General features: G+C 72.2%; 11 protein-coding genes. 4 read left to right on the top strand and 7 right to left on the bottom strand.

Annotated elements, in window-relative coordinates; translation table 11 throughout:
- Positions 1-31 precede the first annotated feature (31 nt).
- Entirely contained in the window at positions 32-1228 is a 1197-nt protein-coding gene (locus AC2XR2_RS01355) for an MFS transporter (protein WP_381305822.1), read from the bottom strand.
- 133 nt (positions 1229-1361) lie between these two features.
- Positions 1362-2507 carry a serine hydrolase domain-containing protein gene (locus tag AC2XR2_RS01350; RefSeq protein WP_381305858.1) on the bottom strand — a complete coding sequence of 382 codons (1146 nt, stop codon included), beginning with the start codon at positions 2505-2507 and terminating at the stop codon, positions 1362-1364.
- A gap of 269 nt (positions 2508-2776) precedes the next feature.
- Here AC2XR2_RS01350 and AC2XR2_RS01345 point away from each other — a divergent pair, with 269 nt between their 5' ends.
- The gene (locus AC2XR2_RS01345; protein WP_491513983.1) at positions 2777-3277 is read left to right on the top strand and encodes a GNAT family N-acetyltransferase; all 501 of its coding nucleotides are present in this window, start codon (positions 2777-2779) and stop codon (positions 3275-3277) included.
- 21 nt (positions 3278-3298) lie between these two features.
- Here the strand turns inward: AC2XR2_RS01345 and AC2XR2_RS01340 are convergent, their stop codons facing one another.
- The gene (locus AC2XR2_RS01340; RefSeq protein WP_491513982.1) at positions 3299-4108 is read right to left on the bottom strand and encodes a class I SAM-dependent methyltransferase; all 810 of its coding nucleotides are present in this window, start codon (positions 4106-4108) and stop codon (positions 3299-3301) included.
- Positions 4109-4517: 409 nt separating this feature from the next.
- Between AC2XR2_RS01340 and AC2XR2_RS01335 the strand changes: the two genes are divergently transcribed.
- The gene (locus AC2XR2_RS01335; protein ID WP_449352190.1) at positions 4518-5033 is read left to right on the top strand and encodes a hypothetical protein; all 516 of its coding nucleotides are present in this window, start codon (positions 4518-4520) and stop codon (positions 5031-5033) included.
- 36 nt (positions 5034-5069) lie between these two features.
- Here the strand turns inward: AC2XR2_RS01335 and AC2XR2_RS01330 are convergent, their stop codons facing one another.
- From AC2XR2_RS01330 to AC2XR2_RS01320, 3 genes are all read right to left on the bottom strand, one after another.
- On the bottom strand, positions 5070-7043 hold the full coding sequence (locus tag AC2XR2_RS01330) for a protein kinase domain-containing protein (RefSeq protein WP_491513981.1): 1974 nt from the start codon (positions 7041-7043) through the stop codon (positions 5070-5072).
- Positions 7044-7211: 168 nt separating this feature from the next.
- Positions 7212-9653 carry a SpoIIE family protein phosphatase gene (locus AC2XR2_RS01325; RefSeq protein ID WP_491513980.1) on the bottom strand — a complete coding sequence of 814 codons (2442 nt, stop codon included), beginning with the start codon at positions 9651-9653 and terminating at the stop codon, positions 7212-7214.
- A gap of 51 nt (positions 9654-9704) precedes the next feature.
- The gene (locus AC2XR2_RS01320) at positions 9705-10550 is read right to left on the bottom strand and encodes an RNA polymerase sigma factor SigF (protein WP_381305839.1); all 846 of its coding nucleotides are present in this window, start codon (positions 10548-10550) and stop codon (positions 9705-9707) included.
- 211 nt (positions 10551-10761) lie between these two features.
- Here AC2XR2_RS01320 and AC2XR2_RS01315 point away from each other — a divergent pair, with 211 nt between their 5' ends.
- Positions 10762-11811 (top strand): hypothetical protein, encoded by a 1050-nt coding sequence (locus tag AC2XR2_RS01315; protein ID WP_491513979.1) that lies wholly within the window; start codon positions 10762-10764, stop codon positions 11809-11811.
- A gap of 2 nt (positions 11812-11813) precedes the next feature.
- Positions 11814-12920: a hypothetical protein gene (locus AC2XR2_RS01310; protein ID WP_491513978.1), complete on the top strand. Its 1107-nt coding sequence runs from the start codon at positions 11814-11816 to the stop codon at positions 12918-12920.
- A gap of 67 nt (positions 12921-12987) precedes the next feature.
- Here AC2XR2_RS01310 and AC2XR2_RS01305 read toward each other — a convergent pair whose 3' ends face one another.
- A complete protein-coding gene (locus tag AC2XR2_RS01305) occupies positions 12988-15279 on the bottom strand; it encodes an FdhF/YdeP family oxidoreductase (protein ID WP_491513977.1) in 2292 nt (763 codons plus the stop codon).

Here is a 15279-nt window from a genome sequence, read left to right as displayed (position 1 = left end):
GCGCCCTCGCGGCAGCCCCGGGTGTCCCGGGTCAGGCGTCGAGGGGCGCGGCTGTGCGGTCGCGGGTGTCGGCGGCCGGGGCGATGAGGATGGCGGAGGCGACGAACACCAGGACCGCCACCATCGCCGAGCGCAGCCCGTAGTGGTCGCCCAGGAAGCCGAGGGCCGGTGGTCCGACGAGGAAGGCGACGTAGCCGATGATGGCGACCAGAGAGACCCGCGCGGTCTGGTCGGGACCCGAGTCACCGGCCGCCGACAGGGCCACCGGGAAGCCGAGGGAGGCCCCGAGTCCCCAGAACAGGACCGAGGTCGCCGCTATGACCACGTTGTCGGAGAAGATCACGAGGACGAGGCCGACGGCACCGGAGACGGCACTCGCGCGCACGACCGCGGCCCGCCCGAAACGGACGAGGAAGTACGTGCCGCAGAAGCGGCCCAGGGTCATCGCGGCCGCGAACCCGACGTAGACGAGTGAGCCGGCCGTGGCGTCCAGGCCGTGGCCGTCCACCATGAGCAGCGGCAGCCAGTCGTTGGCCGCTCCTTCGGCCAGGGCCATGGCCAGCACGATGGCACCGATGAGGAGCAGCTTGCGGTCCTTCCAGACCTGCGGCCCGGCACCCTTCACCGCCTCGGCCGTGCGGGGCTCCGTGCTGAGGCCCACGCCCCTCGGAAGCGCCCGCGCGGCATGGAGCAGCATCCCCGTGGCGGCCAGGGTGACCACGGCGAGGTGCCAGGACACGGGGACCTCCGCCGCCGTCGCCGCCATTCCGGCCAGGGCGCCGATCACCGTGCCCAGGCTGAAACAGCCGTGCAGCGTCGGCAGCACCGGGGTGCCGGTGATCCGCTCCACGTCGGCGCCGTCCACGTTGACCGCCACTTCACCCGACCCCATGCCCGCGCCGAACAGGAAGAGGCCGGCCGTGACCAGGGGCGCCGACGGGACGGCGCTGCCGGCCGCGATGACGCTCGTGGCCGCGATGATCAGGACGGTGCCGAGGATGATCACGGGCCGGGTGCCCAGGCGCCCCACGAACCGGCCGGAACACAGGATGCCGAGCATGGACCCCACGGACAGGCCGAACAGGATCAACCCCATCTGCGCCGTGGACACGCCGAGTCGGTCCCGCACGTCCGGAGTGCGCGTCACCCAGGAGGACAGGGAGATGCCCGGGAGGAAGAAGAAGAGGTACAGGGCCTGGCGGCGCCGCCGCACGGAGGGGTCGGTCACGAGAAGGCTCCGCGGGGGCTCGGAAGAACGGGCGGGCAGGTGCCGGGTCCCGCGCCCATCGGTCCGCACAAATGTACCTAACCGTCAGACGCGGGAGACACGCTGATCCCCGGCCGGGCCCCGGCCCGCGCCCTTATTGCAGGGGCGCCGGGCGGTCGTAGACGTGGTCCGGGGTCACGATCTCCGTGATCGCCCGCGCGAGCAGCGAGGACGGTTCCTGGCCCTGGTACGTGATGTCGGTGTTGATCATCAGCACCAGGGTGGCCTTCTTCGAGGGCAGATACACGGTGACGGTCTCGTAGCCGGGGATGGAGCCGTTGTGCCCGATCCAGCCGCCGCTCTCGAAGATGCCGAGGCCGTAACTCGTCCCGGGATGGCCGGTGGGCAGCATCTTCAGCCTCTCGGCCTGCGTCCTCGGCCGCAGCAGGGTGCCGGTGGCGACGATCTTCGCCCAGCGGCGCAGGTCGTGCAGGTCGGAGATCATCGCCCCGGCCGCCCAGGCCCAACTGGGGTTCCAGTTCGTGCTGTCGGCGACCTCACCGCTCAGCGTCTGGTCGGTGTAGCCGTGCGGGTGCGGCCGGGGGAACTCGAAGCGCTCGGGAAGCAGCGTGTGGGGCAGACGGGCCGGGCGCAGCACCCGCCGCTCGAGGAAGTCGGCCAGCCGGCGCCCGCTGACCCTCTCGACCACCAGCCCGAGCAGGACGAGGTTGGTGTTGGAGTACTGGAACTGCGCGCCCGGCGCGAAGGTGTTCCTGTGCTTGAAGCCGTACGCCAGCACCTGACGCGGGGTGAACGAACGCTCCGGGTCGCTCAGCAGGTCGTGCTGGAAGTCCGCGTCCTCGGTGTACGGGAAGAGACCGCTGCGCATCTCGGCGAGGTGGCGCAGCGTGATGCGGTGCCCGCCGGGCACACCGTGGACGTAGTCGGAGATCGGTTCGTCGAGTCCGATCAGGCCGTCGTCGACGAGTTCGAGCAGCGCGGTGACCGTGAACGTCTTGGTCTCGCTGCCGATGCGGACGAAGACGTCGGCCCTCATCGGCTCGCCGGTGGCCTTGTCCGCGACGCCGGTCGCGCGGACGTAGCTGCCCTTGCCCGGCATCCACAGTCCCGCGACGACACCGGGAATGCCGGCCTGCCGCCGGACCTTCTCGATGGCCTTGTCCAGCCGCGAGGCCAGCGCACGGTCGAGTTCCCGAGGAGGGCAGTCGTCGTCCACACACCGGTGGGGCGGGTTCGCCTGCGCCGCCGTGGCGGGGGCCGCCGCCATCGGAGCCAGCATGGACGCCACGAGCACGGCTGCGGCGCAGATGCGACGGGCGGGGATACGACGAGCGGGGATACGACGTCTCACGTCTGGGTGCCTCTTCCGGGTCCGGGGGAGCGGTTCGTCACCATCGCTGCCCTGGGAGCACACCCTGCGCCCGGTCACCCCCGGGGGAGTCCACCCGTTCGGCGCCGCCCGAGTCGCTCCGACGCACTAGCGGAGGTAAGGGGGAGGGGGCCCGGACGACCGTATGGAGACGGTCTCCGCTGTGTGATGCTGACGCCATGACCGATCACCCCGAGGTTGTCGTCGTGCGCTCGCCGGGCCGGACCCCCGCGGCCGAGGCAGGTCTGGCCGCGTTGCTGGCGGACTACCACCTGCGGACGGAGGCCGAGAAGGGGGAAGCGGTCGCCGATGTGGAGAGTCTCCCGGACCGCTACCGGGCCGAAGTCCTCGACCCCTGGACCGCGTTCGCCGACGACGTCGTACTGGTGGCCCGCGTGGCGGACACCGCCGTGGGCTGTCTCGTCGTGACCGCTCCCGCCGACGGCCGCTCGGAGATCAAGAGACTCTGGACGGACCCCGCGTTCCGCGGCCGCGGCATCGCGTCCCGCCTCCTCGGCGAGGCGCTCGCGCAGGCCGCGGAACACGGCGTCGACAGCGTGCGGTTGTCGGTGTGGCGGTGGCGGACCGGGGCGATCGCGCTCTACGAACGCCTCGGCTTCACCGTCACCGAGTCATGGGACGGACGGGACCAACTGGTGTGCATGCAGCGGAAACTCTGAGCGGCCACGACCAACGGTCCGTCAGCCCGCAGGACCGGGCTTCCAACCCCAGGTCGTCATCATGCCGGCCGACAGCGCGGCGCATTCGTCGGAGTCCAGATAGAGGAGCGCCGCGTCGACGGTGTCGTCGTCGACCGTGCCGGTGGCGAGCATGGCCTCTCGGCTGCGCTCCCAGGTGTCCGCCCAGAAACGGCTGATGGGACTGCCCGGCGTCAGCGGGGGCACGTACAGCTCGGCCGCGGCGCGCACCAGTCCGGCCCCGCGCAGCAACTGGGGACAGGACGGCACCCACGAGACATCGGTGCCGATGGTGGCGCGCAGCCCCAGCCACATCGCCCGCATCACCTCCGTGTACGGCGTGTCGGGCGTCCGGTCGTTCGTCAGGTCCACCGCGTCGCTGAGCACCAGCACGCCACCGGGCTCGACCAGTTCGGCCAGGTTCGCGATCACCCGCTCCCGGTCGGCCAGGTGCATCAGCACGAACCGCGCGTGCACGAGCCGGAACCGGCCCGCGGCGAAGCCCGGCGCGGTGATGTCACCTTCCGTCACCTCCAGACCGGGCGTCGGCCGTCGCGCGAGGAACCGCACGTCACGGTCCACGGCCAGCACGCTGTCCACGCCGGCCTCCTCCAGCAGCCGGCGGGACACGGTGCCCGTCCCCGCCCCCACGTCGAGACAGCTCCAGCCCGGGCCGACCCCGAGAGCCCGTAGCCGCGTCATGGTGATCTCGTCGTACGCGACAGCGCCGAAGTCGATGCGCTCGCCCTCACCCTCCTGCTCGGGACGGAAGACGTCCTCGCCGTAACGGCCGCCGCCTGCCGGGTCGCCCATCGACGCCGCCATCACATCGCCGCCCGAGTGGAGCGGTGCAGCGGCTGGAGACCGCCGCAGGTGCGCCGGGAGCAAGGGCGGCGCTCCGGCACCTGCGGACGACCGAGGCGAGTGCCGTCGTACGGTTTCATTTCCGGACCTCTTTACGCAGCGGGCGGTACCCGGCGGCCCGTCCGGCGCCGCCGTCCGACCGATGTTCCCCACCCGGCCGCCCGCAGCACCGAGGCGCGCCGCACGTGGTCCGATCGGCGCACAAGCGGCAACCGTCCTCGTCGCACCAGCGGCAACCGCCCCGTCCGGGGGCCGATTTGTGCCCTGGCCGACTCGCGACCGGCCCGGGCATCATTCCCTTCCGCACCACCTGCACAGCCACCGCACAGGAACCCGGCCCACCGCAGGAAGGTCCCGCATGAACGTCACCAAGGCCCCGAAGCTCCGCTCGGTCATGACCGCCCTCGCGCTTGTCATCGCTCCCGGCGCCGCCGTCGTCGGCACCGCCGGCGAGGCGTTCGCCGACACCAAGATCAGTCACGCGACCGCGACATCGATGTTCGCGCAGGCCGGCATCACCTGGTCGTCGTCCGGCAACTGCTCCGACCGCAACAACCCGAGCTGTACGTCCTTCGAGCAACTGAATCTCGCCACCGCCCAGGGCGCGCAGACCCTGAAGTCCGCGAGCGGCTGCGCCCTGAACATCACCGGCGGCACCGAGACCGGCCACGCCTCCGGGACGTACTCCCACTGGAACGGCTACAAGCTCGACTACGCCAAGTCCACCTGCATCGGTACCTACATCAACAACACCTTCACCTACATCGGCCTGCGCGCCGACGGGGCCCCGCAGTGGCGCTCCGGTTCCGGCAACGTCTACGCCGACGAAGGCAACCACTGGGACGTCATCTACTACACCTGCGGAGGCTGCTGAGCCCCGCCGGCCCGGCACCCGCCCACCGGGCCTGCGTCACTCCGCGCTGCGCAGCGCACTCCAGGTGTCATGGCCCACGACGCCGTCCGCGTCCAGGCCCCGGTCGCTCTGGAAGGCCTCGACCGCGGCCTCGGTGCCGGACCCGAACTCACCGTCCACACCGGTGCTTCCCACGCCGTAGCCGCGCTCGGTCAGGATGCACTGCACCTCCTGCACGCGTTTGCCGCTGTCGCCGAGGCGGGTGGGGCCGTTGCCGTTGTAGTAGGTGCACTCGGAGAGCCAGGGCGCGGTGCCGGGGTCCGCGGTGGGGCTGTCGTCGGACGGCGTGGGGGAGGGGGAGACGTCGGGCGCGGTGCCGGGGGCGGAGGCGTCGCCATCCGCGTCGCCGGTGGGACTCGAGGCCGCGGGCTGCTCCCGGTCGACCCCGGCGCCGGCCCCGCCCCCGCCCTTGCTCGCTTCTTCGTTCACGGCGCCGTCGAGGTCCGGCCGGGACTGCCCGCCGGACATCCGGGAGCCGGGCGCGGTGGAGGCGCCCCGGGGTGCGGCGCCGATGGCCCGGGCGCCTCCGGCCTGCGGGGCGGAGCCGCCGCCGGGGCCGTCCGGACTCGTGAGCAGAACGGCCGACGCGGCCACCACGCAGATCACGAGACCCGCGGCCACGACCGGCCAGGGCTTCTCCCGGACCCGTGCGAGGACTCCGACGGGTCCCGAGGAGCGTCCGGGCGGGGCCGAGGCAGGCGCCGGGGGCCGTTCCGGCGAAGGCGCCATTGGCACGGCGGGGCGTGCCGACTGGGCCGAGACAGGCGCCGGAGGCGATTCCGGCGACTCCGAGGAGCGTTCCGGGGACGCCGAGGAGCCTTCCGGGGACGCCGAGCCCGGCGCCGAGGAGCGTTCCAGCGGAGCCGAGTCCGGCACCGGAGGCTTTTCCCACGAAGCCACGGCCTGCCCCGGCGGCTCCGTTACGGGGCGGAGGGGCAGGACGGCTGGGGCGGGTTGCGGGGCATGCCGGAGCGACCGCGGCGACAGGCCCTCCGGACCCCGCGTCCGGACCATGCTCGCGACCGGCAGCCGGTGCAGTGTCTCGTACGCCCGCTGCCGGGCCGACAGTTCCTCGCCCAGCAGCTCCGGCCAGACGGCCGGCACGGCACGTGCCTCGGCGTGTTCGATCAGCTCCCGCGGGGTGGGCCGCCGTGCGGGGTCCTTGGCGAGGCACGCGGTCAGCAGCGCACCGAGTTCCGCGTCCGCCGCCGAGATCTCGCCGATCACCTCGGATTTCGGTTCCTCGAACGCGACCCGGTGCATGACGTCGACGCCGGTGCCGTCGCCGAAGGGAGCGCGCCCGGCCGCGGCGTACACCAGTGTCCCGCCGAGCGAGAACAGGTCGGACGCCCCGTCGGACAGGCCTTCCCGTAAGTGCTCGGGGGACATGTAGGCCGGCGTTCCCACCCGGTTGCCCGTGCCGGTGATGGCGCTCGCGTCCACGGCCTTGGAGATGCCGAAGTCGATCACGTGTGCGCCCCGGACGGTCAGCAGCACGTTGGACGGCTTCAGATCCCGGTGCACGATCTCCTCGGCACCGAGGTCCACCAGGGCCTGTCCCAGCTCGGCCACCAGCCGCCACACCGCGGCCGCCTCCAGGGCGCCGCCCTCCCGTACGGCCTCCGCGAGATCGAAGCCGGGGAGGTACTCGGTGGCCATCCACAGCAGTTCGTCCTCGAAGCCCGTGCCGCACAGGCGCGGGGCGTGCGGTGTGCGCAGCCGGGCGTGCACCGACGCCTCCCGCTCGAACCGCCGCCGGAACCGGGGATCCTCCGCGTACTCCGGTCTGATCACCTTCACCGCGACCAGACCGGGACCGTCGTCGGCGGGGCGTGCCAGGTAGACCCGCCCCATGCCCCCGCTGCCGAGCACGGCCACGGGTACGTAAGGGCCGACCCGCGCAGGGTCGGCCGCCCGCAGTGGTGAGGCGCCGGTGCGCCGCAGCGCGGCAGCCGAGTCGTCCGTCGGCACGGGCCGCTGTCCCGACAAGGAATCCCCCGAAGTCACATTCGATGCACGCCAGTTCGGCCCCCGTGAGGGACGAGATTAACCCAGCCGATGCGCACGGTCAGCAATTCGGTCACTTCCGTCACCGAGGTCACGGCCACGGACCCGCCGTCGGCAGGGCGCCGATGTGCGTCAGTCCGCCGATGGCGTTCGCGGCAGGCTGATGTGGAGCGCGCACACGTCGTCGGGATGGTCGGCGTGGGCCAGAGACGTGTGCAGGGTGCTCAGGCTGTCCGGGCGGGACGTGTCCAGGATCGCCGCGGCCATGGTGGCAAGGGAGTTCAGGCCCGTGCTGAGGTCCTGCCCGGGGCGCTCGATCAGACCGTCGGTGAACAGCAGCAGCTGGTCCTCCTCCTGGAGGCGCAAGGTGGCTTCCGCGAACACCGGGGTGGTGGTGGCGCCCAGGAGGATGCCCGCGGGCCGCTCGACGGTGCGCGCCTCGCCGTCCCGTACCAGCAGGGGCGGCAGATGGCCGGCCTGCGCCCAGGTGAGGGTCCGGTCGGCGGCACGGTAGCGCGCCACGATCATTGTCGCGGTCGTGTGCCGGTCGGCGGGGGAGCGCAGGTGCATCAGGAGGGCGTTGAGCCGGGTGAGCGCGTCCGTCAGACTCGACCCGGTGATGATCATGCCCTTGGCGGTGAAGCGGAGCTGGGCCATCGTCGCCACGGCGTTGATGCCGTGCCCCATGACGTCCCCGATGACGAACAGCGCGTCTCCGTTGGGGAGTTCGATGGCGCTGTACCAGTCGCCGCCGACGCTGATGCCCCGCTCGGCCGGATGGTAGAAGGCGTTGGTCCACAGCCCGGCGAGCATGACCGGACCCGTGGGCAGCGGCAGCAGCGCCTGCTGAAGCCGGGCCGCCATCCTGCGTTCGGCCTGGAGCATGCCGCGTTGGGCGGAGACGGCGCGTTCGCTGCTGAGCAGGGCCAGTTCCGCGTCCCGTTGACCGGAGAGGTCCTGGAAGAAGCCGTGGACCTCCAGCGGGGTGCCGTCGGCGTCGGTGATGGCCTCGGCGACGATCCGCAGATGACGCACCCCCGCCCGGGTCGTGATGCGGAAGGGCTGGTCGATGGCGGTGCCGTCGCTCAGCAGCCGCTGCGCCGCCTCCGTCAGTCCGGGCAGGTCCTCGGGCAGGACGCACTCGGGCAGTTCCTCCAGCCGCAGCGGTCCGAGGCTCTGGTCCCGGTCGAAGATCGTGAACACGTGCGGGGACCAGGTGATGGCGTCGCTGATCAGGTTCCAGTCGGCCCAGCCCAGATTGCCCAGCCGTTGCAGGGTGGCCAGCCGCTGCTCCTGCCGTGCCGTGATGTCGTGCCGGACCCAGGAGACGACGAGGTGCTCGCCGAGCCGCGCCACCCGCAGCGAGAAACTGGAGTGCCGCGGGATGCCGGCCACCACCTCCTCGTAGGTGAACGGCTCGCCCGCGAACGGCCGGCCCGTGGCGAGGACGTCCAGGTACCCCTTCCACATCTCCGTACCGGCGAAGGTCGGATAGCACTCCAGCACCCGCAGGCCGACGAGTTGACGTCCCGTACGGCCGGCCACGTCCACCGAGTCGGGTGCCGCGGCCTCGATGCGGAAGTCCTCCACGACACCCTCGGCCGAGGACAGCGGGGAGAGCAGGATCACCGACCCCGGCAGCGCGTCGAAGATCTGCTGCACACTGTCGACGGACGGCTTCCTGCGGGACACCCCCGAGTCGAGGGTCGTCAGCCGGCCCGCGCACAACTGCACGGCGGCCACGAGCAGTTCCCGTTCGGCGGCCGTGAAGGGCCGGTCGGTGCCGCGCAGCACGGTGACGACCTCGTCGGACTCGCCGCCCATGTCCACCGGCAGCCAGGCCCGCGAGGGCCATCGGCTCAGGGTGTCGCCGGGCACCCGGTACGCGTCGCACGGCTCGGGCCCCTCCGACCAGACGGGCTCCCCGGCGCGCAGCGGATCCCGTACGGCGGACCCGTGCCCGGCGACGGCCAGCCGCTGCCAGCGGACGGCGTCCACCCCGTCGATGCCCGCGTGCCCGGCCAGCCGGACACTGTCACCGGCGCCGAGGTAGATCAGCACGGCATCGGCCTCGGCCCCCTCGGCGAGGTGTTCCAGCAGGCAACGGGCCAGCTCGTGGCGGTCCCGCACACTCGCGAGGCCCAGGCCGAGCCTGCCCAGCAGGGGAGCGGGGTCGCCGGCCGGGCCGGGGGAGGGCGCGGAGCGCGAGGACGGCTCGGCGGGGACCAGGTACTGGGCGGAGTCGAACACCGAGCCGCCGCTGTCGGTGTCCGGTCGCCGTCGGCGCCGTCCGCGCCGCCGACGGGCCGGACGGATGGCCCCCAGGGTCAGCCAGCACTCCTCCACGAGCGTGCGGCCGGCTGCCGCGGACCGGTCGAGGAGCAGTTCGTAGGCCTCCTGGGCGGAACAGCCCTCCTGCACCATGACCGCGCCCTTGGCCCGCTCGAGCACCGGCAGCAGGGCCGCGACGCGCTGGAGGTCCACGATCTCGGCCCGCTGCCGCGCGACCACCTTCGCCAAGGCCGAGGAGTCGGAGGCCGCTCCCCGCGGAGGCGGCTGTTCCTGTGACGTCACGCGTCGAGCATGGCACAGCGGACGGCCGTGGTCAGCCGGGGCGCAGGCCCGTCAGCAGGCGCCGAGCATCCCCTGGCGCAGCCGGCCCAGCGTGCGCGACAGCAGCCGCGAGACGTGCATCTGGGAGATGCCGAGACGGTCGCCTATCTCCGCCTGCGTGAGCTCCTCCACGAACCGCATGTGGATGATCTGCCGCTCGCGTTCCTTCAGGCCGGCGATCAGCGGAGCCAGCGCGTGGAAGTCCTCCACCAGCTCCAGGGCGGTGTCGTCGGCGCCGATGAAGTCCTGGAGGACGGACTCGCCGTCCTGGCTGCCGCTGATGGTGGCGTCCAGGGAAGCGGAGTTGTAGCCGTTCGCGGCGATCCGGGCCTCGATGACCTCGTCCTCGGGCAGGCTCATCAGCTCCGACAGTTCCTTCACCGTCGGGGTACGGCCGAGGCGGCTGCGGAGTTCCTCGGTGGCACGGGCCAGCTGGACCCGGGCCTCCTGCAACCGGCGCGGCACGTGCACGGCCCAGGTGGTGTCCCGGAAGAACCGCTTGATCTCGCCCACGATGTAGGGGATCGCGAAGGAGGTGAACTCCGCCTCGCGGGACAGCTCGAACCGGTCGATGGCCTTGATCAGACCGATCATGCCGACCTGGACGATGTCCTCCATCTCCTCCGGCCCGCGGCTGCGGAACCGGCCGGCCGCGAAGCGGACCAGGGACATGTTCATCTCGATCAGCGTGTTGCGGGCGTAGCTGTACTCGGGCGTGCCCTCCTCCAGGACGGCCAGCTGCTCGAAGAACAGCCGCGACAACTGCCGCGCGTCCTTGGGTGCCACCTGGGAGGGCTCGGCCAGCTGCGGCAGTCCGGTGGTCTCCGACTCGATCGCCGTCCTGGTCGTCACCGCCATGATCGTTCCCCTCCCGAAGTCGAGTCCTGCGCCGCCGGCCACCCCGGGGCCGACGAACCAGCGCCTACCCCGGCTTCCACCGTCCACTCCTGCCATCCGAAATCGATGCGGGAAGTGCTCTCCGGAGGGTTTCACGAACGGCCGGATGCCGTCTGTCCACCGGTGTGTGAACGCCCATAGCGTGTGCGGCCTTCGCGTACTGGAGGGTCTCGTGAACCGTCTCCGTGCGGTCATCATCTGCCTGGTCGTCGCGTGGGTCACGGCCGTCCTGCCGGCCGCCGCCGTGACCCCGGCCTGGACGGTGCTCCCGGTGCCGGCGGCCACCGCGCCGGTGACCGTGTCCGACCTCGCCGCCCGCGGGCCGGCCGAGGCCTGGGCGACCGGCTGGGAACACACCGCCGACGGGCTGCGGCCCCTTCTGTACCGGTGGGACGGCACGGCGTGGAGCCGGGACACCGGCTTCCCCGGAGCCGGTGAGCTCGGCTGGCTCGGCAAGGTGCAGTTCGTCGGGGACGAGGTGTGGATCCTCCACGGCCACGAGGGCGCGGGGGAGATCCTGCGCCGGTCGGCGGCCGGGTGGAGCTCCGTCCCGTTGCCGCAGACCCTGTGGACCTACCAGGACTTCACCGCGGTCCCGGGCGCCGCGTGGGTGGTCGGTGAGGACGAGACCGGCCTGAAGGTGCTGCACCACGACGGCTCCGGCTGGACCTCCCAGGCCGTGCCGGACGGCGTGCTGTACCTCATGGGGATCACCGCGCGCACCGCCACCGACGTCTGGGCGTGGGCGGACACCACCACAGGGGCCACCGTGCTGCGGTGGGACGGCACCGCCTGGCGGGACGCGCGGGTGCCGCTGCCGCCGGACAGCAACGTGCACACGATCCTGCTCGAACCGTCCGGACGCGTCACGATCGGCGGCAGCCAGTACACCGACGGAGCCGCCGCCACCTATCTGCTGACCTGGAACGGGCACGCCTGGCGCACCACCCACCCGCCCCTGGGCGACACCTACACGGAGGGCATGGTGCGCGGCCCGGACGGCGCGCTCTGGCTGCCGGTGCGCAGCGACCACGCCTTCCAGTCGAAGTACGCGCGCGTCGACGGCCACCGCACGACCTTCTTCTACGGCCCCGAGCGCACCGACGCGATCGAGGTCAGGCCCGTCGCGCTGGCGAGAGCCGGATCCGCGCTGCTGTCCTTCGGGACCGCCGAGATCTACGGCTCCCCACCCAACCTGATGAGTGAGCGGAGGAGAGGCTGACCATGGCACGAAGACTTCTCGTCGCGGCCCTCGCCGTCGCCATGGCCTTCATGGCGATCCTGACCCCGGCCGCGGCGGACACCGCGTCCTGGCAACACGTTCCGGTCCCGGCACAGGTACGCCCGCAGGCCGCGCTGAACGAAGCCGTGGCGCTCGGCCCGGACCTGGCCTGGGCGGTCGGCGCCGACGCCGTGGGCCGCCAGGCGCCCGGCTTCCCTCTAATGCTGCGCTGGGACGGAACCGCCTGGCAGCGCCACAGCCTGGCCGGGATCGGCTGGCAGGGGGAGCTGCTGTCCACCGCCGCGACCTCGCCGACCGACGTCTGGGCGGTCGGCCGCGACTCGGCCGGCGGCGCCCGCCTGCTCCGTTTCGACGGCACCGGCTGGCAGGAGAGCCGGCCACCGCGCGACGTCGCGCTGACCAAGGTCGTCACCGGCGGCGGTGAGACCTGGCTGATCGGTTCACGGGGCGGCGCACAGGTGCTGCTGCGCCGGGACGGTCAGGGCTGGCAGGAGCTGCCGGTGCCGCCCGGTGCGGTGTACGGCCTGCACGTCCTGGCGGCCGACGACGTGTGGGCGGCGGGCGCCACCGACTCGGGGGCGGCCGTGTCGCACTGGAACGGACAGGAGTGGCAGCAGACCGTCGTGGACGGCTTCCCGCGCTCGGCCGTGGGCAGCGTGCTCGCGGTCTCGCCGACCGAGGTGTGGGCCGGCGGTACCGGCGGCTTCATCGGCGGCCCGCCCGGCCGGCCGATCCCCCCTCTCCTGGTCCGCTGGGACGGCCAGTCGTGGAGCCGGGTGACCGTGCCCACCGACTTCGGCTCGATCAGCTCGCTGGCCCCGGACACGTCCGGCGGCCTGGCCTGGGTCGCGGTGGCCCGCTCGCAGAAGTGGGGCCCGCCCGGCGGTGCCCCGCTCGTCTCCGGGCCCGACTTCCTCGCCTGGGACGGCCAGTCGTTCACCGAGTACGGCGAACCGGCGGTGGCCGGGGAGGGCGACTCCTCGATGCTGCGGCTGGCACCGGTGCCGGGCACGGCGACGGTGTGGTCGGTGGGCCGCGCCGACGGCCCCGAGGGCACCTTCGCACCGCGCGTCCTGCGGTTCGGGTGAACACCCCGGTCCGGGCCGTCGTACGGGAACGACCCGGTGGTCGGTCAGACGGGCGTGGGGCCTCTGGTCAGGCGGGAGCGGGTTCGAGGCGTACCACGATGCCCTTGGACGCGGGCTGGTTGCTGATGTCGGCGACGCTGTCCAGCGGCACCAGGACGTTGGTCTCGGGGTAGTAGGCGGCGGCGGAGCCCGGTGCGGTCGGGTAGGGGACGATCTCGAAGCCCGCGGCCCGCCGCTCGGTGCCGTCCGCGCAGACGCTCACGAGATCGACGCGGTCGCCCTGGGCCAGACCGAGCCGGGAGAGGTCCGCCGGGTTGACCATGACGACGTGCCGGCTGCCGTGGATGCCCCGGTAGCGGTCGTTCAGCGTGTACGGGACGGTGTTCCACTGGTCGTGCGAGCGCAGGGTCTGCAACAGCAGATGGCCCTCGGGGGCCCGTGGCACCACCCGCTCGTTACAGGTGAACAGGGCTTTGTCGGCGGAGGTGTTGAACACGCCCTCGTTGACCGGGTTGGGCAGCTGGAAGCCGCCGGGGCGGGTCACCCGCGCGTTGAAGTCGTGGAACCCCGGCACGATGCGCGAGATGCGGTCGCGGATTGTGCCGTAGTCCGCCTCGAAGCGGTCCCAGGGGATGTCCGTCTTGCCGTCGAGGGTGCGGCGGGCGAGCCGGCACAGGATGGCGACCTCGCTGAGCAGCAGCCGCGACGCCGGTTCGAGGCGCCCCTGGGAGGTGTGCACCTCGCTCATGGAGTTCTCCACCGTGACGAACTGCTCGCCGTCGGCCTGGACATCACGTTCGGTGCGGCCGAGGGTCGGCAGGATCAGCGCGGTGTCCCCGCACACGGTGTGCGAGCGGTTGAGCTTGGTGGAGATGTGGGCGGTCAGCCGGCAGGAACGCATCGCCTCCTCGGTGACCGCGCTGTCGGGCGCGGCGCGCACGAAGTTCCCGGCCAGGGCGAGGAACACCTGCACGCGGCCCTCGCGCATCGCCTTGATGGAGTTCACGGAGTCGAGCCCGTGCGGCCGCGGCGGGTCGAAGCCGAACTCCTTCTGAAGCGCGTCGAGGAACGAGTCCGGCATCTGCTCCCAGATGCCCATGGTGCGGTCGCCCTGGACGTTGCTGTGCCCGCGGACCGGGCAGGCGCCGGTGCCGGCCCGCCCCAGATTGCCGCGCAGCAGCAGGAAGTTGACGATCTCCCGGATGGTGGGCACGCCGTGCTTGTGCTGGGTGATGCCCATCGCCCAGCAGACGACGACGCGTTCGCTGCGCAGGACCTCGTCGCGGACCTTCTCGATGTCCTCGCGGGTCAGTCCGGTCGCTGTCCGCACCTCGTCCCAGTCGACAGTGCGGGCGTGCTGGGCGAACTCCTCGAAGCCGGCGGTGTGGGCGTCGATGAAGGCGTGGTCCAGGACGGTGCCGGGCCGGGCGTCCTCGGCCTCCAGGAGCAGTAGGTTCAGGGCCTGGAACAGGGCGAGGTCGCCACCGGGCTTGATATGGAGGAAACGGTCGGCGATCTGGGTGCCGCGGCCGACGACCCCGCTCGGCTTCTGCGGGTTCTTGAAGCGCCGCAGGCCGGCCTCGGGCAGCGGGTTGACCGCCACGATGCGGGCGCCGTTGCGCTTGGCCTCCTCCAGGGCGGAGAGCTGGCGCGGATGGTTGCTGCCGGGGTTCTGCCCCACGAGGAAGATCAGGTCGGCGTGGTGGAGGTCGTCGAGGCTGACGGTGCCCTTGCCGGTGCCCAGCGTCTCGTTCAGGGCGAAGCCGCTGGACTCGTGGCACATGTTGCTGCAGTCCGGCAGGTTGTTGGTGCCGAAGGCGCGGGCGAAGAGCTGCAGGACGAAGGCGGCTTCGTTGCTGGCGCGGCCCGAGGTGTAGAAGACGGCTTCGTCGGGGGAGTGCAGCGAGGTGAGCTCTTCGGCGAGCACGCCCAGGGCGTCCTGCCAGCCGATGGGCTCGTAGTGGTCGGAGCCCGGCCGCTTGATCATCGGTTCGGTGAGCCGGCCCTGCTGGTTGAGCCACATGTCGGAGCGCCCGGCGAGGTCCGGGACGCTGTGCTCCCGGAAGAAGTCGGCGGTGATCCGACGGGTCGTGGCCTCGTCGTTGATGTGCTTGGCGCCGTTCTCGCAGTACTCGTTGCGGTGCCGGTGCCCCGGCTTCGGATCAGCCCAGGCACAGCCGGGACAGTCGATCCCGCCCACCTGGTTCATCGTCAGCAGGTCCACCCCGGCCCTGCGCGGGGAGGTCTGCTCCAGGGAGTACTCGAGGGCGTGCACGACCGCGGGGACGCCCGCCGCCCACTTCTTCGGCGGTGTCACGGAGAGGGTGTTCTCCGGCTCCTCACCGGGCGGGTTCTGCAT

The organism is Streptomyces sp. LS-MS-L19 (assembly GCF_058382285.1).
Note: the sequence above shows the minus strand (reverse complement) of the source record. Positions and strands in the feature narration are given on the sequence as shown.

What these genes read in the sequence shown, in the direction of transcription:
- AC2XR2_RS01350 (WP_381305858.1), bottom strand. Translation starts at nt 2,507, where the DNA reads ATGCTGGCTCCGATGGCGGCGGCCCCCGCCACGGCGGCGCAGGCGAAC.
- AC2XR2_RS01345 (WP_491513983.1), top strand. Translation starts at nt 2,777, where the DNA reads ATGACCGATCACCCCGAGGTTGTCGTCGTGCGCTCGCCGGGCCGGACC.
- AC2XR2_RS01340 (WP_491513982.1), bottom strand. Translation starts at nt 4,108, where the DNA reads ATGGGCGACCCGGCAGGCGGCGGCCGTTACGGCGAGGACGTCTTCCGT.
- AC2XR2_RS01335 (WP_449352190.1), top strand. Translation starts at nt 4,518, where the DNA reads ATGAACGTCACCAAGGCCCCGAAGCTCCGCTCGGTCATGACCGCCCTC.
- AC2XR2_RS01320 (WP_381305839.1), bottom strand. Translation starts at nt 10,550, where the DNA reads ATGGCGGTGACGACCAGGACGGCGATCGAGTCGGAGACCACCGGACTG.
- AC2XR2_RS01310 (WP_491513978.1), top strand. Translation starts at nt 11,814, where the DNA reads ATGGCACGAAGACTTCTCGTCGCGGCCCTCGCCGTCGCCATGGCCTTC.
- AC2XR2_RS01305 (WP_491513977.1), bottom strand. Translation starts at nt 15,279, where the DNA reads ATGCAGAACCCGCCCGGTGAGGAGCCGGAGAACACCCTCTCCGTGACA.